The following is a 24,693-nucleotide window of genomic DNA, read 5'->3' as shown; positions in this document are numbered from 1 at the left end:
ATTTCCAAGGCTAAGGGTTGTAGATGGCTCGAAGAGCTCCATAGGATTCATTAGACACTTGCTTGGCGGGGTCTTTACCGTCATACCAGTCAATTGTATACGTACCGTCATCTGCCCATTTTACTTCATCGGGATGTACCTGATAATCACCCCAATGAAAGCGATACATTGTGATTACTCTTCCCTGGTTATCTACCTCTACGGTGCTACACCATTCTGCTTTAACCAAGTTTTGATAGCTAGAAGATGAATTCCCCTGTGCAGTAGCAGCTACAATTTTCCCAGAAATAGCTAATGGTTTTATCAGCTCCTCATATTCGGTTTTCGTCGGGATTCTGAATCCGGCAGGGGATGGATCAGCCTCTCCGGGTTCGGGCAACAGCTCGGTTCCTTTGTTCCATGCTGTCGGATTTGTAAGTTCGTGAACCCCGGTGTTTGAAACATTAGTTCCCCAATAAAATACGCCCGGGTAGTAGGGTGAAGTAAAATTTTGATGTACACCTTTAAATATATAAAAATACTTACCACTTGGCAAAATGTTCAAAGTGACTAATGTATTCCCGCTATTCATCTGAGAGCCTCCTATAATAAGCATTGGATTTTGAACATATAAATAACCTTTTGAAATAGTTTTCCCCGTAGCAAGTTCTTTTGCATGAATCACTGTTTCTCTGAACACTTCAAAAATCTGATAATATGAAAAATTATACTTTATCGAAGTATTTGTCTTTCCAATACCGCCTTCAAGCCCGCTTGAGGCATCCCGATCAATCCACTTCTCTACTTCTGCCTTACCTAAGTCCAAATACCATGGGACATTCGATAATATCTCAAAGTTATTGTACGCTACATTGGTTCCAGAGTGCCCACTTATCAATATCTCCGCAGGAAAACTAATAGACGGCGCAGTTTTTCTGGCTTGCGTTACCGGGACATGGAAAGTGGAGCGGCCTCTGTCCGGATCGTTGATAGAAATCACGACGATACCGGAGCGAAAAGACTCCGCTTCGGGAAGCGCATCCATTTCAAGCATTACCTTATTGGCGTTGGATGCCAAGGGAATATCCGTCGGCGATTGGCCATCGAGTGTCTTTACCCGCAACCAATCTTCATTATTTATAGATGGGTAAACGGTGTACGTACTCTTCGCTATATCCACACCGCTGAGGGGGGTAAACGCAAGGATCTGCTCCGGCAGCGGAGACGTTGAAGGGGAATAATCGGGCAACCCCTGCTTATCCACATCAAAACGCTTGGGATCTAAATCGATCGACACTTCCGAAGTGTATTTGCTTTGATTGACCTTTATGTATAACTTCAACTCGCCGGCAGCCACCGTAACAGTCGCTTCGCGTGAAATCAGGTTGGAGGGCAATGCGGAAGTCACCAGTATATCGAACTCTCCCTCGCCGGTGTCGCTACGCAGTATGCTGTTAGCAGGTATGCTAACCCAGTCATCGCTGGAACTCACCGTCCAGCCACTGGCCGGAATACTCGTCGTGTGGGTAAGTTTGACCTTATGCACCATGTTGACTTGTGTCGGACCTACCGCGATCACGGTTTTATCGACAGCAAGGCCTTTGGAGCCGTTGAATACGATATTCGACATATCGGAAGTGTTCCATACGGTGATATCGAAATCCACATTCTGGGCTTCGTTCCTGTAGGCATCATCCTTGGTAGGATATCCCTGTCCCTGGACGTCGGATATATTGATATTATATTTATGATTTCTTTTTACCTTGTATTGCCAATCGCCGGCTTCAAGATAACCTATATCAAGACGATAATAGGTGATAGAACGCCATTGTCCGCCCTCATAATACTGTCCTCCAATAATCAGACAGGTTGTTTTGTCGAGCTCCGGTTTCTTCTCCGTATTGTTTTCATAGGCATACAGTTTCTGAGTGATTTGATTGATGGGAATATTGTTTTCATCTTTGTCTCTGCGGTCGGTGCTTTCATTCAGATAGTTTTCGAGCGAAGAGGATGCCGGAAAAGTTACATCAGACAAATTGCTCTCTTTTTTGAATATATACGAAGAGCCGCGGGCATTACGCACTTCGGCGGTCAGCACTCGGAACTTCGCTTCAACGTTTTTTGCATAAATATCGAATCGGGCAACATTGCGTTCGAGCTTGAAGTCGAGTACATGCGATTCGGAAAGCAATGTCACCGTATTTCCTTCGTTCGTAAAGCCGCTCATCAGAAAATTAGAGGTCGGCATATTCGGGCCTGTCTCTTCACTTATCAACTCCGTATAAAGAGCATCGATGGTTTTCCCCGACAGTTGCTTATCGAACTCACTGTCTTCCTTTGCGCTGTTTGCAATAGCAGCAATCTTAAAGGTATTGTTGCCCCCTTGTGTAAAAGGCAAGGCGATTCTCGTTCTGGCCGTACCCGCGGAGGTGTTTATTATCGACCCCGAAGAGGCGGCACTATGATAGCTGAATACCCCGCCATTTTCCTGAAAAAAGAGCAAGGTTATTTTGGAAACGGATTTTTCCCTACTGTCGTCGTTGCTTCCCCTGGTTTGAATTAACATCGGTTCGGGGACATTGAAACTGATGTTATACTCTTGTGTGCCGGAGGGACCTTGGCCTCCGCTTAACACATCTTCATCCGTACACGAAAGCAACACACAAGTCGACAGTACGAAGAAAAAATAAATGACAAATTTCATCCTTTATCTATTGTTTAAATTTAGTATAAAAAAACAGTTTATGTGCTCAAAATAATCTTCTATGCCTCGATCCGAATCGCGACACGAGCTTGCGGATTAATCCCCATAAATCTACGGCACATAATCCACATTCGTATCTACCCCGACCTCATTAAACCCTCTCACCGTTACGGTAAAGTCATAATGATAACCACGCCTGATGTTATAATCGCTGTGATTGTCTTCTCCCAAATAGATATAAATCTTAACGCGCTTAGAGGTGCCCGAAGATGTATGTGTGGCATTAATCATAATGGCAGTGGCGCGTTCAGGACTATACCACGCCTTACCCCTGGAATCCTGATCACCAAAAGCCATACCCTCATAAGGAGTGTCAGGCAAATCTTTGTCCCGACGGTTGCCCCGACGATTTTCCAACAGATAAATAGTCTGGGTAAACGTTTTATTCTGCTGATCGAATTTTTCAAACGGATGACTTCCGGATGTAACCCAATACTCACTCTTATTATCCTTATCCGGATCGGGATTCGCATCCAAATTACTGCCGAAAAGAAAACTTCTGGCAGGAGCGTCAAGGATCGCCCAGTCGGATATGGTTACTTCTCCGTCAGGCATAGCATCCACAACCCGGAGTGTGAGCTTGGCTACCAAAAACCGGAGTTTAACAGCCTCCGTTATTGTGCTTGTGCCGGGATAGATATCCACACCTTCTCTAACAGCAGTCATAACCAAAGGCAGGGGCATATCAGACCCGTAGCCAAGTTCAGCGGATGTTACCATCACTTTTTCAAGTTCATCGTAGCTGACAATATCATCAAGGCGTCGGTCGATTTCATCATTGCTGATATTAGCAACGATACAAAACTTACGCTTACTCCCCGAATAGGTTTCAATCCGGAGAGATTTTCCGGGATCACTCGAATATTTTTTATTGGTCACTATATCACCTTGATCATCAAAGATCAACACCCGGAGGTTTGCGATTTCAGCCTCCTTATCTGAAGTCACCGACTGGCTCTTCAGACCATCACTCATAGCGGCCCCGTCTATTCTCAGGTTCACTTGTGCCAATTCACCATTCCGCATATTACCGGACTGGTCTATAAGTTCTTCATTCGTGCAACCCGGCAGAAGCAGGATAGCCAGGAGCAGAAGGATAGTTATCTTTTTCATCCGTATGTTTCTTTAATGTTTAAATTCTTTCCAAATTTCAATTTTATTCCAGCCGGTCACTTTCATTTCCACGCTAAGCATTTCCTGAAAGTTGATAAACACATTGAGTAATTTACCTTCAACAACACGCAACGGTTTCCCTTCGCTATCGGAAGAAACGGTAGCTTTCAACACATTCTGATGATAAATATCGATCTTAAGTTCCGAATCTGTAGGAAAAATATTGAAAACAGGAGAAACCAAATCTCCAATCTCATTGAACGTCGCCGGAGGTGTATAATTTACTTCATCTCCCCCAGGCCTGCCATAAAAGTCTATTTTATCATTTTTTTTGCGAACCACATAGCGAAAATCCCCCTCGGCATATCCCACATACCCTTTCAGGTTGCGTGCAGTGATAATCACACTGGATGTCTTGCGTTTGATAGGTAACACCTTTGCGGGAAATTCGTTCGCATGTATATCTATAGAGCCATAGAACAGGTCGTCGGGAGAACCTGCCACAGACAATTTATTTCCTTTTTTAATAAGTGAGACAAAAGCTGTCTCCAGATGTTCATTTTTTTTAAGCGCAGGCATTTTCTGATTTCCCTGCTTGCTGTTCCCCCATGCAACCACAGTTAAGCTATCATGGCCGGGATAATCCAACATCACTAACTCTTGCAAAAAAACCTCGCAAGTATCTAAAAACAATTTGTTCTTGTCGAAAATATAAAGTGTAATATCCTTTACATATTCACTGGCAAGCTCTTGATTGTCGGCATCAAAGGCCTTTACCTGTAAGGAAAATCCGGGCTTGCTACATTCGGATAAATCCTCTTTTATACAACTAACAGATACAAATGCCGTAAGCAACAATACGGACAGCATTTGTAAGCAGCTACGGAATTTGCTCTTCTGCATAATTTCAGACAATTAATTATTTAGCATGAAAAGGCGTCATCCGGATAATGCCACCTTTTTTAGTTTATTCAGAATCAGTATTAGTTTTGTCCGAACCTGTTTTGAGGTTTGTTTTCGAGAATATTGACCCGCAAATGAACCTCAAAACAAGTCGACAAAACTACTCTTAAAATTTATTCAAGGATAATTTAAACAAATTCAAATAGAAATGATCAATGTATCTCTTTATCGATTACTTTCGAAGTCCATTTAGCAGCCTCTATAGTAACAGTCACATCTTTAGGACTTGTTAGGGACTCCTCCGGATTCTGTATTCCCTTGTCATCGTCGTAGTAACCCGATAAGGTCATTGTTACAAGATAGTCATTCCCAGGTTGAATTCCGAAGCCACTACTGATATTTTCATCCACAAACCGAACCGGATAGTAGCGTGTTATCGTTTTATTGTTATACTCGCAAGATGTTGCAACCATAATAACAGTAGGTCTTTTGAATCCGTTATTTCCAAACGTATAGAAGTAATGGGATACATCTCCGTTAATATTTTCATCAAAATTTTGTGACGGTACATCACGCATAGCCTCCGTAAAAGTAACCTCTGCAGGCTTTGGATTACACCAATCGTATTCATGTCCTGCATAAAAGTTTGTCTGATGTACAGAATTAGAACTTTTTTCGAAAAACTGACCATCTTTTCCGGCATTCAATAATGCAACTGCATAGTCCTTAATGTTTTCAACGCCTATAGTAGACACAGAACGATTATTTTTTACGACAAGTCGGATTCTTGCAGCAAGAAAACTGAGTTTTACGGTTACAGAGCCATTCTCGATAATCCCTGTACCCGACATCCATAGATTGTCTTTAGTCTGAGTACACACATCAGAGACCACCAAGTCACCTTTCACATTATTTAGGTCGCTTCGGTTTTTAACATTTTCAAATAGTCCACCCTCGAATGCTCCTGTATTAGCCACCACATAGGCACTGACTCCGGCTGTAGTAGCCTTAATCGTAGCCTCTGCGCTAGAAGCACTATAGTAAGGATCGCAATCCAAATCACCACTACTGCGGAAAATAAACACAATGTAATCGTTTATCTTAGTATCTTCATTATTCACCACATCTCCTACCACTTTTGACATGGGTTGTCCATTTCCATCACCAGTCAACTTAACAGTTACAAGCGTGGGTTCTCCTGGCTCACCGTTACCTGGAGTTACTGCTTCGTCACGCGAACACGAGAACAAGGTTAAAGCCACAAGGGCTACAGATAAAAATTTAATTGCTTTCATAATTTCTCTGAGTTTAAATTATTAATAAATAGTTTATTACTTTATGATATAAATAAGGGAAACCGCAGCCTTTGTTGGCCCCCAATAATTATTCTTTTCACTCCCCAGCTTTTCGCCACAGGTTTTGCAATCATACCGGTCGTACCCAAAGCGAATAAACCCTAGCCCCAAGGAAGTCTCCAGCCCCCAGCGATCGTTCAGAAGCCAGCTATACCCATAACTGAATCCGGCTCCTGCCATCCATCCCTGATAACGGTTACCCCCTAATCCGGAAGCGGAAGGTTTGATCCCAAACGGCAACATTCCTCCGAAGTTATATCCGCCCCCGATCAGATGGGCTCCCCCAAAATGACCGGCAAAACTGCGGTGCATCCAATAGCGGGCTTCGGGTTGGATCATCCAATGCTTCATCTTCCTGTTGCCCGAAAAATTCCACGGGTTATAATTTGCTGACAGATCCACTGTCCACTGGGAAGACAATCCGACCTCGCCTCCCAAATTCAGTGTAGAAGTCAAATCGTACAGCAGATTACTCTTTACTGTAAACTGCTGAGCCGAAACCGGTGCAGATAAGACAACAAGTAAAGCAACTATAAACATCGCCATATTCCTTCTCATACTTCTTTTCTTTTTCATGCTGCAAAAATAAAGGCTGATTTGGAATGCTTAGTTATCCAAATCAGCCAATTAGTTACTCTTTTGCCAGACAATGTATTTTTTTCAGCCAGCTTCTTTTTTACTTTCTACCATTTGCTTTTTCAACTCGGAAGGAGTACATCCGAAATTGCTTTTGCAATACTTATTGAAACTGGCTGCGGAGGAAAAACCGAATTCATACATGACATCCTTGATCACTGCCGACTCGCGACTAAGCCAGGCAAGAATTCGTTTATTCTTTTCTTTACGCAGCCAGGCATAGACCGGCTCACCAAACTCCTGCTTAAACTTGCGTTGAAGGTCCGAATCGCTCATCCCCAGCAACTGGGCAAGTTCTTTTTTGCTATTGACGCGGTCTTTGTGTTGCAAAACCGAAGCTTTGAAGTCGACCTTCATCCCCATGATGGGATGAAACAGCCGGAGTATCTCAGCTTTCGTATAGGCAGTACGGAAAATAATGAACAGTTCGCGTTCTTTTATTTCGTGTAGGAATTTGCAGTTTACTCCCGCACGGAGATAAATTTCCATCTGTTTCAAAAACATATCCAACGGCTCGCGCACGGCAAGGGGTTCGAAGAAGAGGGAGGTCGTCGGCTCCTTTTTCCAATAATGACTCAACATATACTTATCGCATAAAGAGATACTGTCATGAAAGAAAGCCAGGTCAATATAGCTTCCCCCTTGGCTCACCACCCCGACATAGTGGGACGAAAGAGGGATAAAAACGAACTCTCCGGCCCGTACCGTTGCACTCTCCTGTTCATCTTTTGTGATATTTACCGCACCCGACAAAAGAAATATCAAGTGATTGGCTTTTATATCCTGCTTATGGTTATCGAAACGCTCCCCCTGAAGAGCGGATCCCAGCGAAAAACCGTCATACTTTCTCGCTTTATAATTTATGCATGAAGTATGCTCATGTATGCAATTCAGTTTCATTTCGTATATTCAATTAAAGTCAATCTTCTTCCATCCTGTCTACCTAGCTCTTTAGTAGTTCACTGGAGGTTGTTTTTCTATTTATTTTCGTTGAGTGCTTCCAGAAATCCTTTTCCGGGGCGGAACTTCACAGTGAAACGAGAACGAATCATCTTTGGTTCCCCCGTTTTCGGATTGCGCCCGGGACGTTCATTCTGCCATATCGGCCGATAGGCTCCGAAGTTCAGTAATGCCACAGAATGGCCTTCTGCCAGTGTTTCTATGGTTGTTTGACAGAAACAATCGATTACCAGACGTACTTTCTGTTCGCTAAGTCCGGTATCACCGGCCAGCTTCTGAATGAGTTGTTGCTTGTTCATTTTTGTTTTGTTTAATTAGTTTATAAATAAATTGGTTTCCGACGATGCAACCATCCTTTCGCGGCATCGGGAACGCTCCGGTTCCCACAGCAGGAACACTTCGGTTCCCGTTGCCGCGAAAACAACGGTTTGTTTATTCGATTACCGGACGATCGTCGTCGTCATCGCTTGCACTCTTGACAAACACGGAAGTCGATACGGAACGGGGAGATTTACGCAATGCGTTCTTGCCTTTCATGTATTGGGTAGTGATAGTCAGTTCGTATTCGCCCTCAGCCAGCTCAGCCGGGACGATGAAGATTACCTTGCCGGGATCGTTGGTGCTGAACATATCATTGCCGAGTTTCACCACACTATCGTCGGCGGTATTGCGGAAGGTGATTCCTACAGCTTCGTTATCACCCACCACACGCAGATAGGCGCCAAAAACAGCAAAATTGCGTCCTGGCGTCATGCTACCATCGATCATATTATTGCTACGATCTTCCACACCGGTAATATACATCACGTCGGCTTTTTCGCCTTCTATTACTATTTCGGTTTTTGCAATCTCTTCACGGAGCACTTTATCCTGGGTAAAAGAGACATAGATTCCGTTTTTTTCGGGGTTCCAGACGCCTTGTTCGATAATTCCAGTAAAACGGGGTACGGCATGGTAGAGTCCGGTATTGACATTGAAGCCGTTCATCAGAAAGCGTGCCACAATACGATCATAGAGCGTAACTACATGTACAATAGTCTCTTGCCTTAGACCGGTATCTTCTTCACGCATTTCTTTATAGATTTCATCAAGTCCTGCATTGCCTGCGGATTCGAGTACCAGAATCCGATCTTTCGGATTTGTCGTTAAGCTATTATCAGCCAGCCATCCTCTTAATTTGTTTTGCATACTAGTGTGTTTTTTGGAGTTTTGTTAAATACCCTATTAATATTCGATCATATTGTCAAAAAAATAATGACTAGAAAAAACGATCCTTTTTTCTAGTCATTTTGCACAATTGCTGTTTTTCTTGACTAATAGCATTGAAAACAACTGATTATTAAGTAATAATAAACAAATTAAAATTTGGTCGGTATTAAAAAAAAAACTAGTTTTGTAGACTAAAAAAAACGATCGTTTTCACTAGTCAGTTTGAGAAATAATGCTTCCATAAACCACAACGTACTAATCAAAATATTATTCTTTTAATCTGTCATCTTTTTTATTACTCCCCAATTATAATAACCATTTTAAACTTATTTTTTCGAAATCACAACTCTATATCATCCCCGGAAATAATCCCATTCATGATGGCGTAGAAGGTTAGGCCGGAGACGGTCTTGATGCCGAGTTTAGCTGTGATATTTTTGCGATGGGTAAGGACGGTATTCAGGCTGATATTTAGTTTGTCGGCTATTTCTTTATTGGTAATACCTTTTACTATCAGTTGGAGAACATCTGTCTCACGGGTGGATAGGTCTTTGTTGGTTTCGCCGGAAAGATTGCCGGAATTATCATTGGCCATCAACTGCTGCAATTGCTCGATGATGATCTCTTGCGGAGCCTTTATGGTGATATGACTCGTGGTAGAAATACCGCCTGCTCCTTCCACTCCATCGATCAGCACGATCGTTTTACTACGGCGAGGAAGAAAAAAATCAGCATTCAGTACCAGGCTCTCAGGAGAGGTAAAATAGTAGTCGAACGTATCGTTGCAACCAGCCGTATTAAAGGTGTCAAAGGTAGGGAACCAGCATACCTCCACCGGCGGAAAATAGTCGGTAAGTAAGCTTTGAAGACCAATGCTTTGCAAAGTATCAGATAAAATGATTGCTATTTGCCTGGTTCTGTGCATCGACAAGGATTATTTACATAGTTTCTCCATAGCCGAAACCATCGGAGTAAGAATACGGTAGCGGATACGGTTGTGCTGCTTGATATCCTTCTCCAGGCTGCTGATACCAAAGATCACGGCATAGCACAGGTTTTCATTGTACTCGCCCGACAGATGCTTGACCATGATACCTTTCAAGTCTGACAGCAGTGCTTCGATAGGATCTTCCAACCGTTGCTCGCCGCTAAGTTGAAGTACTCCGGTCTCGTCCGAAGCCTGGCAGCCGTTGATCTTTTCGCTTAAAGACAGGCAATAGGGGAACCACAACTCGTCATCTTTCCGAATGCGGCTGGTCAGTTCTTCCTTAAAAGAGGAGAAGAATTTACCGATCAGGTTCAACGTATTGTTTCCCGGTGTGCTCATAGAGATAAAAGAGGTAAGATGCCGCTCTATGTTCGGCAGTTGGTAACGCAAATAATACTGATTGGTCTTGGTCAGGTAATCGATGATCTGCGATGTATGGAATGTTTGCAATTTCCTTTCCGGGAAATACTCTTCATTCAGAAACGTGTTGATAACCGTCAGCAGAAAGTCGGCATCCAGCTGATATTCGTCACAGATCGTCTTCACCGATTTATCACCCAATCCCAGACGGATACCAAACCGGTTGATTACAGGAATGAGCGAGGGATGTTCTTCCACCACCTCGCTCATTTGCATATTAGGATATACTAAAGGCATAATTTATGCTTCTTCCCATTGTTTGCGTAATAATTCGACGGCGGCAGGAAGAACCGTGTTACGATCGCCCTGGCACCCACATTCGAAACTTACGTATTTATCATAACCCAACATTTTCAGGCCTTTAAAGCCGTCTACATAGTTATCCGCATCACCGTCTTCGCCCGGCATGCTGCGTCGTTTGCGGCTTGCCACGTGTACGTGTTGCAGATAGTCGCCCGCCGAGAGGAACGCTCCCATATCAGAAGTTTCTTCCCAGGTCATGTGCCAGAAATCACCCATGCAACGAACGCCCGGATTATTGATGTCCCGGCATACGGAAGCGGCATCGGCCACCTGACGCATATAGAAACATTCTTTCCGGTTCAATGGTTCAAAGATAACGGTCGTTCCGTTCTGAGCCGCATGGTTACCCATTTCGTTGAACTGCTCGCAAAGGAAGTCACGAGTTTCCTGGTTGTGAGGAAGCGCCGGTACCTGTCCGTTGAAGGCCGGAACGATGATAACGCCTGTCGAACCCAGTTCGCCGGCTGCCGTGATGATCTCTTTCATCGTATCCATACATTTCTGGCGGATAGCCGGATCGGTAGAAAGGATAAATCCTTCGAAACCTGCACAGATGGCACTGACTTTGATATTACGTCCGTTCAGGGCCTGCTTGATCTCGGCCACACGGTCTTTCAGTCCGCGTCCGCCCGGTTCAAAACCTACGATACCCATCTTTTCCATGTAGTCGAACTTCTCGTTAAGGTTTTCACCCGGAGGAGTTCCTTCCTGGAAAGAAAGGTTCAGCTTAGCCTTGCTGTTACAGCAGGATTTAGTCTCCGGACATTTTTCATCCGAAGAAGCCTTGCCGGCACAGGAAGCCAACGCCCCGGTACTGACAGCAGCGACTGCAGCACCGGAAAGGGTTGTTCTTAAAAAGTTTCTTCTATTCAGAGTCATATCTTATTTCTTTTGTTCAAGAGGTTTACCCGGAACAGGAACAGTAAACGAACTCATATCCATCTTACCCAGGTTCAGGTCTTTCGGAGTATAATCCAGCGGAGAAGCCGTCATGGCATCCCAGGTTGTTTCAGCACCTGTATAAGCCGATTCGCGTCCCATGATGGCAGCCATATTGGAAATGGCTGTTTCAGAAGCCTGTTGAAGCGGTTTGTTTCCACGAATACTGTTGATCCAGTTCACGTGTTCCAATGTATATGGATCATTCTGCTTGAAGTTTGCTTTTTCTGCTTCAAAGTCGTATTTCCAGACAACATTACCGGCAAGGTCTTTAATCTCCATTGTAGAGCTATCCCATGAGCCTTTTGTTCCCTGGATAAATTCGCTTACGTTATTCACGCAACCGTCTATCTGGCGGCACATACTGTGCATGTGGATACCGTTCTCCATCGTGAAGTCGATACTGAAGTTGTCGTACTGATCGCCTGTAACACGACGATGACGAGAACCGAAGCCCACGGCTTTCACCGGTTTCAGGCCACTGAACCAGGTAAATACGTCGATATTGTGTACATGCTGTTCAACGATATGGTCACCTGATAACCATTTCCAGTTTACCCAGTCTTTGATCATATATTCGCAATCGTTCCAGTCTTTCTGACGTTCACGGAACCACAGCATATTCTGATTCCAGTAAACCGTACCACCGGTGATTTCACCGATCATGCCTTCCATAATCTTCTTGTAAGATTCTACATAAGGACGCTGATGGTGGCGTTGTGTACCTGTAATCACACGCAGATTTTTAGCGTCAGCCTGTTTCGCAGTAGCCATGATCGTACGATAACCAACCGGGTCTACACAGATCGGTTTTTCAAGGAACGAATGTTTTCCTTTTTCGGTTGCATATTGAAAATGTACCGGACGGAATACGGGAGGAGTGGCAATAATCACTACATCCACACCGCTATCTATTACTTGCTTATAAGCATCCAGACCTACAAAGCGCTTGTCGGCTGGAATGTCGATATTCTTATCTTTTTTCAGCTTTCCAGCCAGATCATCCACTCTTTCCTGGAAAGTGTCTCCCAATGCAACGATTGTTACACCGTTAGCGGCATTCAGGAAGTTGAAAGCTGCACCGGAACCACGTCCGCCACAACCGATAACACCGGCTTTCAGTTCCTGTCCGTCTGCTGCCAGATCGGGCAATTCGGGAACATAATATGTTCCGGGTTCTTTCAACGGTTTCAAAGCATTCGCTTTGCTTCCACCGTCACAAGAAGTTAAAACACTAGCCGCGCTACCTGTACCGATTGCACCCAGTGCACCAGCCATAGCCGAGCTTTTTAAAAACGATCTTCTACTGATACTGTTTTCCTTTTTCATGATATAGCAAATTTAAAGAATTGATATTATTTTTACACTAGTCCACTATTTAATCGATGCATCCGGCTCGCATACCACACGGAAACCAATTCCTCGTATGTCTGAATACCACCAGATACTCTTAGGTTGCTGCGGGTCTGTTTTCAACCACGCATCATGTTTGGTATAGTCGCGGGCTGCCGAACGAACATCTGCTGCGTCTGAAGTATAATTACCTCCGCGCACTACCCATTCCGTACCTTCAGTCACCAACGGATTTGTAACAGCATTGCCACCCTTGCTATAAGCTTCGGGATCGTATTTATCTGCACAATATTCCATGACATTACCCAACATATTCTTTAATCCGAACGGATTGGCTTTCACCAGATCCGGTTCTTGTGTCTTGTTCTTACTGTTCTTGCTGTAAATGACGAACGAACTGATACTGTCGGTCTTTGCATCGAAGAACTTACGCCAGAAACCCTGATCCGAGAAATCTTTCGGACTACCAGAGAAGAAGTAAGGAGTTTCCGTACCGCCACGGGCTGCATATTCCCATTCGGCTTCAGTCGGCAGACGGTATTTCTTGCCGGTCTTTTTCGACAGCCACTGGCAGAATGTTTCAGCCGCATAATGCGTCATCGTAATAGCCGGACGGTCGCCGCCACCCCATCCCTGGTCGGGGAATCCGAACGGAGGAGTCGGACCGGAGATTGCATCTACATCCGGATTGCTGTTGTTTGCATATACAGTTTCGGGAGGTGTACGTCCTTCACTCATCGTGCTGCCGTAGAATGCCCAGTACTGATCCCAGGTCACTTCCAGTTCAGCCATAAAGAACGGACTGACAGTTACGTCACGTACGGGTTCTTCATCCGGTTTATGGAACGGTTCTTTCGAGGTACTACCCATCTTGAATGTTCCACCCGGGACTGCCACCATTTTAAACGACACCGGAGTGCCGGGGATTTGTTCCTTATAATCGGTAAAAGACGTTACCGCCGCCGGTTCTTTAAAATACAAGCTTGTATCCACCGCTCCCGAACCGGAAGCCATACCCGGTACACCCGTCATCTTCGAGTGATTGTAGTTCGGGTTATAGTGTCCTGCATCCAGGTGACAGCTAATACACTGCAAGTCCAGTTTCTTTTCATTCTCATCATAATAAAGGTGTGCCGTGATACCGTCGTTTGTAATTCCTTCCGGGAACAAATTCTGGTGACACTCTTTACATGATTCGTTGGGGATATACTTTACGGCATGCTCCAGTTCTGATTTTGCATTCCAGTCAAAATCGACGCTGTCCTTTGTCATAAAAGACCATACATCTTTCAGACCCAGCTTTGCTTTCGCCGTATAATGGTTCCAGGTGTCGTTTTTAGGCGGGAGGTGACAGTCTACACAATGCACTTTCACTCCACTACCGTTATTTACGTGTTTAGATAACTTCCAGCTATTTTCAACATGCGGATGCACATGGCACATCATACAAGACTCGTCGGATGAAAAATAAACAGAAGTATTATAAGCCAGAATCATGACTCCGGCACCAAAGATTACTCCCAAAAGAAGCATAAAGGTCTTTCCCTTAAAGAAGCTCTTCTTTTTTTGGTCTGATGAATATCGATTAGAATTTTTGTTAGTAGCCATCTGTTTTATGGTATTCAAATTTTACACTTAGTCTAAGATTAGATTTAAAAATCGGCAATAAAAGTAGTATTTTCCTTAATATAAAGAAAGCATAACCGACCTATTTAACGTTATATGTAAGTCGGTTATACTTTTTTTAATAATATTCAGAACCTTATAGGTTTGACTGGATAGGTGTCATAATAAAAGTAAATTCATAATCACCGTAAGGCAAGCGATATTTTTCCAGAGGAAGTGCTCCCCAACTGTTCACACAACCCAGCCCCATCTGTACTTTATCGATGCACAGATTTGTATAATCAACCTTTTGCACCAGTTCAGAGTGTCTCTGATCTTTCTCTGCACCGTCGTCGAGCGACTCGATCGAATAATTCAATGCAGAAGCAGAGAACGGAGCCTCGGCAACGAACATCAAACCATTGCCGCCTTTATTGGTTTGTTTCCACCAGCGGATATCGGTCTTCGTACCGGTTTCCTGCGGACGGATATAAGAGTAGAACTGTTCGTCGACCGTCTGGCAGAACTGACCGAGATCAGTTACATTATTACGGTCTGAATAGTTTTCCCATGGGCCACGTCCGTAGTATTTGATCTGTGCCATTTCTTCCGGCATCTGCATCTGCATACCAAAACGGAACATGTCAGATACTTTGGCTGACTTATCGGCAACCATCTTCTGTGATACTTTCACGGCACCTTCGTTATTGATCGTATAAGTGATATACAATTTGGCAGAAACAGCATCCATTGTATATTCAGCATTAACAACAGCCTGACCGTTTTCGATCTTATTGGTCAACGAAGTCAGTTTCAGACCCGGTTGTTTCCAGGCAGCATATTTATTCTGCAGTCCGGCACCCATATCGTTATCGGTCGGGGCACGCCAGAAGTTGGGTGTCAGTTTGCCGCCTTCATCCATCATAGCCTGTCCTTTCACATCATACTTGCAAAGGAAGCCGTCATGTTTGTTGAATTCGATACGGAAGTTCTCACCCTGTACGATCAGGTAATTGTAATCGTTTTCCTTTATAGTAGGAATAACCGTTGCAATGTTTACTTTTTCAACATTAGCCAGCTTCAGTTCCGGAGCTTCGTACGGACGAACCACCAGCTGATTCTTTGCAACTGTATAACCGGCCGGAAGCATTGTTTCCGCTTTCTTCAACTTGAATGCCACATTCAGCAGGAGTTCCTTGCATTTACAAATACCGTCCGTACTGTAATTCAGTTTAACTGATTTGGTTTGCTGCGGAGCAACTTCCAAATCCTTGATCATACCTGTCTGAACCACTTCTCCGTTAGCCAGCAATTCCCATTCAGCATAGTAGCTACTCAAATCACGGAAGAAATTTTCGTTATACACATTCACGACGCCATTAGCCAGGTCAGAAGGAGTTACCCAGATAGACTGGTAGATATGGCCAACTTCGTGCATATGCGGATTTGGTTTACGATCCGGGCTGATCAAACCGTTATCGAGGAAGTTATTATCGGAAGCATCATAGCGATTGAAGTCGCCACCATAACCGTAAACTTCCACACCATCCTTTTTCATACGTAATGACTGATCCACGAAGTCCCAGATGAAACCGCCCTGGTATTTCGGATATTTGCGGATAATATCCCAGTATTCTTTAAATCCTCCCTGCGAGTTACCCATTGCATGAGCATATTCACATTGAATAAGCGGTTTGTCGATATCACCTTTGCAATACTCTTCACTTCTTTCATACCCCAGATACATCGGGCAATAGATATCTGTGAACTCATTCGTACGAGCTTGTTCGTACTGAACGGCACGGCTCTTGTCTTCGTTCTTGATCCAGGTATAACATGCTTCAAAGTTCGGACCGAAACCGGCTTCGTTACCCAGCGACCAGAAAATAATAGACGGATGATTGAAACCACGTTGTACATTACGCTGGTTACGTTCCATGTGTGCTTTGGCATACAGCGGGTTCTTAGCCAATGTTTCTTCACCGTATCCCATACCGTGAGATTCTACGTTAGCTTCTGCCACTACATATATACCATATTCGTCGCACAGGTCATACCACAGATTGGCATCCGGATAGTGACAGGTACGAACCGCATTGAGGTTGAATTCTTTCATCACTTTGATATCCTGCAACATACGCTCACGTGACACCACGTAACCACCGTCCGGATCCATTTCATGACGGTCTGCGCCCTTAAACAATACAGGCTGGCCGTTCACCAGTATCTGACCGCCTTTCAGTTCGATCTTACGGAAACCGACTTTTACAGGAATCACTTCCAAATCTTTACCGCCATCCTTCAAAGTAGCAACCAAGGTATACAAATTCGGTGTTTCAGCCGTCCATTTCAACGGATTGGCAACAGCCATATCGGCAGATACTTTACCTGAGCCTTTCAATGTTGTTGTAGCTACCGAATTACCTTGTTTATCCAGCAATTTCACATCTACAACACCACTACCTTTCAGGTTCAGTGCTATATTTAATGTAGCATCCTTATACTGTGCATCCAGATCCGGAGTCACGCGGATATCCTGGATCTGTTTCGGATTGCGGGCATACAGGAAACAATCCCGTCCAACTCCCGACAGACGCAGGAAGTCCTGGTCTTCCAGATAAGTACCGTCGCACCAGCGGAATACCTGGAATGCGATCAGGTTCTTCCCGGGTTTCAGATATTTGGTCAGGTTGAATTCTGCTTCCAACTTACTGTCTTCACTGTATCCTACGTATTGACCGTTCACCCACAGATACATATTCGATGTTACAGAACCGAAATGAGCGAAAATCTCTTTGCCTTTCCAGTCTGCCGGAACAATAATTTCCTTACGGTAGGAACCGACATGATTGTTTTCTACAGGAACTTCGGGAGGATTATTCTTGAACTGGTTTCTCCACGCATATCCTACATTTACATAAATAGGATCACCGAAACCATTCAGTTCCCACACACCGGGGACAGGCATATTCGCCCAACCTTTGTCGTTAAAATTCACCTGATAAAAATCAGTTGGACGGGCATCCGCATCCTTCACCCAGTTAAATTTCCAGGTTCCGTTCAGGGTCATAAAATTTCCGGATGATTCTTTACATCCTTTTAACGCTGCATCCTCCGTTTCATACGCAAAATAATTGGTATGCATCGGAGCACGGTTTACCTCATTAACGTTGGGATCCTTCCACTCATTCTTTTGAGCGAATGCTGTCACTCCGATCAGGGAACAACAGCAAGCTAGCATTTTTAATTTCATTTGATATTAGGTTTTCAATATTTGTGCACGATCAATCTACCCACTTCTGCCATTTCACATTCTCATTGTAACCGGCTTCCACCATTGTTTCAATGAATTGCATACCTCTTACTCCATCGTATACGGTCGGGAAATCCAGACATTCTTCACAGGGCTGCTCTCCTTTCTTGATACTCATTACGGTATGGGCGAAGTTTCTGTATATATTGGCAAATGCTTCGATAAAACCTTCGGGGTGTCCGCCTGGTGTTCGGGTATTCATCTTGGCTGTATCGCTTATAAATCCATTGTTCCCCATCCGGATGACCTCTGTCGGCTTGTCGGTCCATTTAGCAAACAAAGTGTTCGGTTCCTGTTGCTGCCATTCCAGACCACCTTTGTCTCCATAGATACGGATACGGATATTATTTTCTTCTCCGGCAGCAACCTGTGAAGCTGTCAGCGTACCTACTACCCCGTTCTCATAGCGCATGAAAGCGGCACCATCGTCATCGATCGGACGTCCGGGTACAAAAGCATTCAGGTCGGCACAGACTTCCTGCACTTTAAGACCTGTTATATATTCACTCAGATGCCAGACATGTGTACCGATATCACCGATACAACCGGCTTTACCCGAGCGTTTAGGGTCTGTACGCCATCCGGCATTATTACCACCTTGCAACTCGATACGGTCGGATAGCCACCCTTGCAGATATTCCACATACACGCGGCGCAATTTACCCAGATCACCTCTGGCAATACGGGCTTTCGCTTCTTTCACAGCGGGATAAGCGGAATAAACATGGGTAAGAGCCAGCACGAGTCCGGTTTCTTCCACTTTCTTCTGTAATTGTTTGGCTTCTTCCAATGAGAAGGTCATCGGCTTGTCCACCACAACATGGAAACCTCTTTCCAAAGCCATCATAGCCGGCTCGAAATGCCAACGGTTGGGAGTCACTATAGTTACAAAATCCATCCGTTCTCCTTCCGGCAAAGTCATTTCATGCTCGAACATTTCCTGATAAGTACTGTAAATACGGTCTTCCGGCAAGAAATAAGAGAGTCCGGAACTTTTAGATATTTCAGGGTCTACGCTGAAACATCCGCAAACTAATTCAATCTGATTGTCCATAAAGGCCGCACGACGATGGATAGCTCCAATAAAAGCATCGCTACCACCGCCTACCATGCCCATTCTTAGCTTTCTGTTTTTCATGATAATACTATTTTACGAATTACGAATTGAGAGATTGCCCAAAGTTACAAAATGCTGTAATATGTACAATAAATTTCGTAATATTAATATTTGATATTGATCTATAAACAGCTATTGCTCCGCTTCCTTTACCTACTCAATTGTATACATGGCACGCTGATACCACAGAGTAACCTGCGTGATCAACGTGCCATAATAATACTTTAATAGACCTTTATGTTGCTATTTGAAACCCGGATTCTGCTCCAATGCCGGATTACGTAATGTCTCCTCCAGTTTGATAGGAGCAAAATACATTTTGTTATCCCATTTACGTTTCTCAATGTAGTTCAGATTGAGGACGGTCCAGGTATAGTTATAAACATCTTCATCATGTACATAAGGCAACGTTGCAGTCTTACCCGGTTTCAAACGACCTACAATAGTGATACCCGTCAACTTTTTACTGCTTGTTTCCGGAGCTATCATCCAACGACGTACATCGTAATAACGAGATTCTTCATAAGCCAGTTCGACACGACGTTCCCGACGTAAAAACTCACGTAAGTCGTTCTGATTGAAAGTCTGTCCACGAACGGCTAAAGTAGCCTTTGTATCAGGACGCCCGATACGCCCACGGAGTGCATCCAGATAAGTAGACGCTTCATCCAGCTTATTCAATTCAATGCAGGCTTCAGCTGCAACCAAGTACATTTCGGCCAAACGGATATACGGCATCGGATTAGTCTGGAAGTTATGTTCAGTCGCAGAAACAGTACCATCAATCAATTTCTTTTCCAAATAACCTGTGTATGTACCGTTCCAGTTTTCTATCTGCGACATACGGGTATCTACACCAGTCATTCCGTTAAATGACTGTGTTTTGATCGGGCTATTCTCGTCATCCACAGATTGTATAGCATCGACTTTTGAACCACCGCTACTTAATTCATAATAACCGAATTGCAGATTCCCCAACGGAGTGGCATCAAACACAGCTCCATCGGCAGCTCTGGGACGTCCCCATTCTGCTCCGTCATAACCGATTGTCGCATAGAAACGTGGTTCACGGTTTGTATACGGATTTATAGTCGTTTCATCTCCTGCTTTTAGCAGAGTATTTGGAAACGTTCCGTCTTCTGTTTCAAACGCCATGACCAGATCATGCGTAGGAGCAGTTCCAGCCCAGTTGTGGTAACCGTTCGGACCATGCAATAAGGCGACACGGTTACGAACCCAGTTGTCAGCATTCTGATCTTTATTTACATACTGTTTTGCCCAGATCGTTTCATCATTGTTTGTGATAATGATATTGTGGAAATTGTCTGCAATTTCCTTGATGGTACCAGCATTACAGTCAATCAACGAATAAGGGCCATTATTGATTACTTCTTTTGCCGCATCTAGAGCCTGTTGATACAAAGCTTGGCGATCGCCTTTATACTGGTTACATTCCAACGTATTGACAGAGCGATCCGCAAATAAAGGACTGGCAACGTGTAGCAATACACGAGCCTTTAAAGCTTTGGCAGCTCCCTTTGTTGCACGCCCCAAGTTTGCACCGGTTTGTTCTTCCGGAAGCAAACTAACGGCCAACTCTATATCCTTTAGGATAAAATCCATAACATCAGCGACATTCGCACGCGACAAGCTCAGGTCGGCAGCCTCTTCGATAGAGTACACCTTATCTACGATAGGTACCCCGCCGAAGCCACGGAGAAGCTCCGTATAAATATATGCCCGGAGAAAATAAGTTTCCCCTTTCAAAACATTTAGGTCTACACCTGTTTTTTCAGGCACATTGTCGATATTCTCCAACACCAGATTGGCTCGATAGATACCTTTATATTGTTTACTCCATTTGAATGGACAGTCATCACGATCATAAGCAGCCAGATTACTTGGGGAAACGGTAGCTTCGTTTATATCACGACATCCATATACATGCGTAAAGAAAGCATCATCCGACCAGGCAGAAGTATTCACTTCTTGTGCGATGTCACATACATACGAGTAGACATCATTCACAACGCTTTTAGTCAAATCCGCATCCGCCCAAACGGCAGTTTCGTCATATTGGTCTTCCGGTGTCAGTTCCATAAAGTCCGAACATGAAGTGAGTGAAAATGTCAGTCCGACTACTGCCGAAAGACAAATATATTTTAGTTTCGTCTTCATAATAATTACGTTTTAAAATGTTGCTTGAACTCCGAAGTTGATAATTTTTCTTAAGGGATAACCACCGATACTACCATCACGTTGTTCCGGGTCGGCATCCTTTACACCATCAATAGTAAACAAGTTACTACCGTTCGCATAGAGGCGTAAATTTGAAATACCCGCTTTCTTCAATCCTTCGAAACGGAAAGTATAACCGAGTTCAGCATTTTTCAGGCGCAAATAATCAGCGTTTCTCAGGAAATATGTATTATCATTGTTAATCCAGTATTGGTTTTCACGATCCCATGCACGCGGACCTTCCGAGTTCGGATTCTCCGGTGTCCAACGCTTTTCGTAATCACTCTTTAGGTAGTTTCCGACCAAACCAGACCAAGTTTCGATATAAACCTGAGCACCTGTCGCCCCTTGGAATAACAGCATCACATCCCAGCCTTTCCATTTAGCCGTCAGCGTCAGACCAGCAACGAATCGCGGCTCCTGATTCTTATCCGGACGAACACGATCCAAACCGTCGATCTTACCATCCCCGTTCATATCTTTGAAACGAATATCACCCGGAACTGTATTGTCTGAGTATAATAACCCTTTAGCCCTCGCCTCATCTATTTCAGCCTGGTTACGGAAAATACCATCCGCTACATAGTATAACAAATTACGGCTACCTACGGGTCTACCCGTCGAGAACTGATATTCAGGCACGTTCTGTACTTCATCCCAGAAAGTGATCTTGTTTCTTGCATAAGTCATATTCAAAGCCACCCCATATTCTACCTGACCTATCTTATCCTGCCAGCTAACTAAAGATTCGAAACCACGGTTCTTCATTTCACCTAAGTTTTCACGAGGCAGAGTAATACCGGTGATTTCCGACAGGGATGCATTACGTGATATCAACATATTTGTACGTTTATGATAAAAGATATCTGTTTCCCAACTTAAACGGTTCTGCAAGAATTTAAGATCCAGACCTACATTGTAAGTTGTTCCTACTTCCCATGTGATATTCGGATTCGGAGTACGACTTGGATATAGACGTTTATTCTCAATTCCTCCAAATGTTGTACCTGCATTGTTGAATGCATATGTCGTCAAATATTGAATAGAATGATCATAATTACCATCTGAATCCACAAGAGCATCATTACCTGTCTGCGAAACAGAACCACGCAGTTTGAAATAGTCTATGAAACGAATATTCTCCTTCCACCATCCCTCTTCAGATGCACGCCATGCCAACGATACACCAGGAAAGAAACCGTAACGTTCATCTTTCGGGAAACGGTAAGAACCATCGACACGCCAAACGAACTCAAATAAATAACGTTCTAAATAGTTGTAAGACACACGGCCAAAATAGTTCAAACGAGTTTCTTTCCAAGAATAACCGTTTGCCATTTGCCCTTCTTCACCACCAAGATTCAGCTCAGGTTTACTATCAGAGATGAAACCCTGGCGATAAGCTAAAGTCTCCTCATATTGTTTTTTTTGACCTTCCATACCGAACGTTACACCGAGAGTATGCTGTCCAAATGTGCGATTGTAGTCGATCAAACCGTTTAGCATCCAACCTAGTTGCTCGGTATGCTTACGCTCTAATGTCGGTGCATCGATCCACTGCTTGGAAGCATTCAATCCTTCACTGCTCTCGTTCACTCCATCCCAAGAATACAGGTAAACCGGTTTTTGCATTTTTCTACGATTCATAAAATGGATATCATAAGAAGCATTGCCACGTAACGTCAAGCCTTCAATCCAGGGAACTTTAACATTTACAGCCAAGTTGTTCTGGATATACTGGTTTTTATAGTGGTCGAAACCTGCCAGATCCGTACTTGTTACGGCTGGATTATCACCACGTTCAATAGCCGGACCCGGCTCTCCTGTCGGCCACCAGGCCGGTTGATCCGGACGGGTACGACGTGCACTACCGAAGATATCACCGGCACCTTTAGCCGGATATTTGGTATCCTCCAAGCGGGCAGTTGTTCCAATCTGGAAATCAACATACTGACTAGTTTTAACATCCAAGTTTGTACGTAAACTATACTGATCGTAACGGTTAGCGGAGTTTTTATACAGACCGTCTTCGCCATTAGCTCCGAAGTTGACATAATACTTTACTTTATCCGTACCTCCGGATACACCTATATCAGCCCGGTACAGAGGAGAAGCTGGTTTAACAATTTCACCAAACCAATCTGTATCCGGATATCTCCATGGATCAGCGTGTGTACGGAAGCCTTCGATTTGTTCATCAGAGAAAGAACCAGGAAGCACTTCGTTCAGCATTGTAGCATATTCATAGGAGTTCGTCATCTTTGGTAAACGAGTTGGTTTCGAGAAACCGGCACTTGCGTTGAATGAAACAACTGGCTTACCTTCTTTACCGCGCTTTGTCGTAATTAAAACCACACCATTGGCAGCACGAGCCCCATAAATAGCAGCGGCAGCATCTTTCAAAACAGAGATAGATTCAATTTCAGTCGGATTCAAACGGTTCATACCTCCATCACGATCAGGAACACCATCGATCACTACCAACGGGTCATTACTTCCCAGGGAATTAGTACCACGTATACGGATTGTTGTTCCGCCACCGCCCGGTTCGTCTGCTGTTTGAAAGCCGATAACCCCAGGCATACGACCAACCATACCGTTTGATAAGTTTGTTGTCGGAGACGCTTTTAGCTCCTCCCCCGAGACACTGGCAACAGCACCTGTCACCGTTACCTTTTTTTGTACTCCATAACCGACTACTACAACCTCGTCCAGTTTCTGAGTGTCTTCTTTTAATGTTACATTGATCGATGATTGAGTACCTGCCGCAATCTCCTGCGTCTGGTAACCGATATAAGAAAAGACAAGTGTAGCATTGGCCGGTACTTCCAGTTGATATTTACCATCCATATCAGTTATAATACCGATCGTAGTTCCTTTTACTGAAACATTTACACCGATAAGAGGATCACCTGAGGCGTCTATAACAGTTCCCCTGATATTTTTCTGTTGAGCAAATACAGTCGTTGTGCATAATGCAAAAAGCAATAAGGTTAACATTCTGAGTAAATTGCTTTTAGCACGACATTTTTCTAAATGTACATCTAAAATAGATTCTTTCATTTTTGTCTGTTGTTAAATGAATATAAGGTTAAAAAACACAATGGATACTATTAGATATCCGATTCTAAACATTGGATTTAAAAATTCATAATCATAGGCAATCTATATTAAAGTGAATACTACCGAATCATAAAAAACTTAGATTTTATCATCCTCATAACTTAACAAAGTGCAATCTTTATTACGAAGAGACAACAGGAACATTCTTTGCAAACCACATTATCGGAAATAACCTACCCGTTCATATTAATATCAGGTAATCAATCCTACAAGCCAATGCAACTCGCTATACATCAATATCATATTCAGACATCTTTGGTTAACAATTAGACTTAATAGCGAAATGTTTCAAAATGGGAACATACGGTCTATTAAGAGAATTCATTAGTGTCCCGTTAAAATCGGGACGAATTAATAATTAATCAAACCATCCCG

At 43.8% G+C, this 24,693-nt stretch carries 17 protein-coding genes; all 17 read right to left on the bottom strand.

Features of this window, described 5'->3' with window-relative positions; genetic code table 11:
• Nucleotides 1-10: 10 nt before the first annotated feature.
• On the bottom strand, nucleotides 11-2,683 hold the full coding sequence (locus QZ076_RS03615; protein ID WP_293710441.1) for a BACON domain-containing carbohydrate-binding protein: 2,673 nt from the start codon (nucleotides 2,681-2,683) through the stop codon (nucleotides 11-13).
• A gap of 111 nt (nucleotides 2,684-2,794) precedes the next feature.
• Complete coding sequence (locus QZ076_RS03610; protein WP_293710439.1) at nucleotides 2,795-3,856, bottom strand: DUF4906 domain-containing protein; 1,062 nt, start codon at nucleotides 3,854-3,856, stop codon at nucleotides 2,795-2,797.
• A 12-nt stretch (nucleotides 3,857-3,868) separates the two neighbouring features.
• Nucleotides 3,869-4,759, bottom strand: coding sequence for a FimB/Mfa2 family fimbrial subunit (locus tag QZ076_RS03605; RefSeq protein WP_293710437.1), 891 nt, complete (start codon nucleotides 4,757-4,759; stop codon nucleotides 3,869-3,871).
• Nucleotides 4,760-4,971: 212 nt separating this feature from the next.
• Nucleotides 4,972-6,054, bottom strand: coding sequence for a fimbrial protein (locus QZ076_RS03600; RefSeq protein WP_293710435.1), 1,083 nt, complete (start codon nucleotides 6,052-6,054; stop codon nucleotides 4,972-4,974).
• Between the two features lie 36 nt (nucleotides 6,055-6,090).
• Complete coding sequence (locus tag QZ076_RS03595) at nucleotides 6,091-6,672, bottom strand: DUF3575 domain-containing protein (protein WP_293710433.1); 582 nt, start codon at nucleotides 6,670-6,672, stop codon at nucleotides 6,091-6,093.
• Nucleotides 6,673-6,774: 102 nt separating this feature from the next.
• Nucleotides 6,775-7,650, bottom strand: coding sequence for a helix-turn-helix domain-containing protein (locus QZ076_RS03590; RefSeq protein ID WP_293710431.1), 876 nt, complete (start codon nucleotides 7,648-7,650; stop codon nucleotides 6,775-6,777).
• A 77-nt stretch (nucleotides 7,651-7,727) separates the two neighbouring features.
• Nucleotides 7,728-8,009, bottom strand: a complete 282-nt coding sequence (locus QZ076_RS03585; RefSeq protein WP_293710429.1) for an HU family DNA-binding protein — start codon at nucleotides 8,007-8,009, stop codon at nucleotides 7,728-7,730.
• A 133-nt stretch (nucleotides 8,010-8,142) separates the two neighbouring features.
• Complete coding sequence (locus QZ076_RS03580) at nucleotides 8,143-8,898, bottom strand: DNA-binding domain-containing protein (protein WP_293710428.1); 756 nt, start codon at nucleotides 8,896-8,898, stop codon at nucleotides 8,143-8,145.
• A 361-nt stretch (nucleotides 8,899-9,259) separates the two neighbouring features.
• Nucleotides 9,260-9,844, bottom strand: a complete 585-nt coding sequence (locus QZ076_RS03575) for a response regulator transcription factor (RefSeq protein ID WP_293710426.1) — start codon at nucleotides 9,842-9,844, stop codon at nucleotides 9,260-9,262.
• Nucleotides 9,845-9,853: 9 nt separating this feature from the next.
• Nucleotides 9,854-10,543 (bottom strand): helix-turn-helix transcriptional regulator, encoded by a 690-nt coding sequence (locus QZ076_RS03570; protein ID WP_293710568.1) that lies wholly within the window; start codon nucleotides 10,541-10,543, stop codon nucleotides 9,854-9,856.
• Nucleotides 10,544-10,567: 24 nt separating this feature from the next.
• Nucleotides 10,568-11,509: a TIM barrel protein gene (locus QZ076_RS03565; protein WP_293710424.1), complete on the bottom strand. Its 942-nt coding sequence runs from the start codon at nucleotides 11,507-11,509 to the stop codon at nucleotides 10,568-10,570.
• A 3-nt stretch (nucleotides 11,510-11,512) separates the two neighbouring features.
• Nucleotides 11,513-12,898, bottom strand: a complete 1,386-nt coding sequence (locus QZ076_RS03560; protein ID WP_293710422.1) for a Gfo/Idh/MocA family oxidoreductase — start codon at nucleotides 12,896-12,898, stop codon at nucleotides 11,513-11,515.
• A gap of 45 nt (nucleotides 12,899-12,943) precedes the next feature.
• Nucleotides 12,944-14,530: an SUMF1/EgtB/PvdO family nonheme iron enzyme gene (locus QZ076_RS03555; protein ID WP_293710420.1), complete on the bottom strand. Its 1,587-nt coding sequence runs from the start codon at nucleotides 14,528-14,530 to the stop codon at nucleotides 12,944-12,946.
• 154 nt (nucleotides 14,531-14,684) lie between these two features.
• Nucleotides 14,685-17,780: a glycoside hydrolase family 2 TIM barrel-domain containing protein gene (locus QZ076_RS03550; protein ID WP_293710418.1), complete on the bottom strand. Its 3,096-nt coding sequence runs from the start codon at nucleotides 17,778-17,780 to the stop codon at nucleotides 14,685-14,687.
• A 31-nt stretch (nucleotides 17,781-17,811) separates the two neighbouring features.
• Nucleotides 17,812-18,978, bottom strand: a complete 1,167-nt coding sequence (locus QZ076_RS03545) for a Gfo/Idh/MocA family oxidoreductase (RefSeq protein WP_293710416.1) — start codon at nucleotides 18,976-18,978, stop codon at nucleotides 17,812-17,814.
• 222 nt (nucleotides 18,979-19,200) lie between these two features.
• On the bottom strand, nucleotides 19,201-21,135 hold the full coding sequence (locus QZ076_RS03540) for a RagB/SusD family nutrient uptake outer membrane protein (protein ID WP_293710414.1): 1,935 nt from the start codon (nucleotides 21,133-21,135) through the stop codon (nucleotides 19,201-19,203).
• Between the two features lie 12 nt (nucleotides 21,136-21,147).
• Complete coding sequence (locus QZ076_RS03535; protein WP_293710413.1) at nucleotides 21,148-24,195, bottom strand: TonB-dependent receptor; 3,048 nt, start codon at nucleotides 24,193-24,195, stop codon at nucleotides 21,148-21,150.
• Nucleotides 24,196-24,693: the final 498 nt, after the last annotated feature.

The organism is uncultured Parabacteroides sp. (genome assembly GCF_905196875.1).
Taxonomy (GTDB): domain Bacteria; phylum Bacteroidota; class Bacteroidia; order Bacteroidales; family Tannerellaceae; genus Parabacteroides.
The sequence above is the reverse complement of the archived record's forward strand: the minus strand, read 5'-3'. Positions and strand labels throughout refer to the sequence as shown.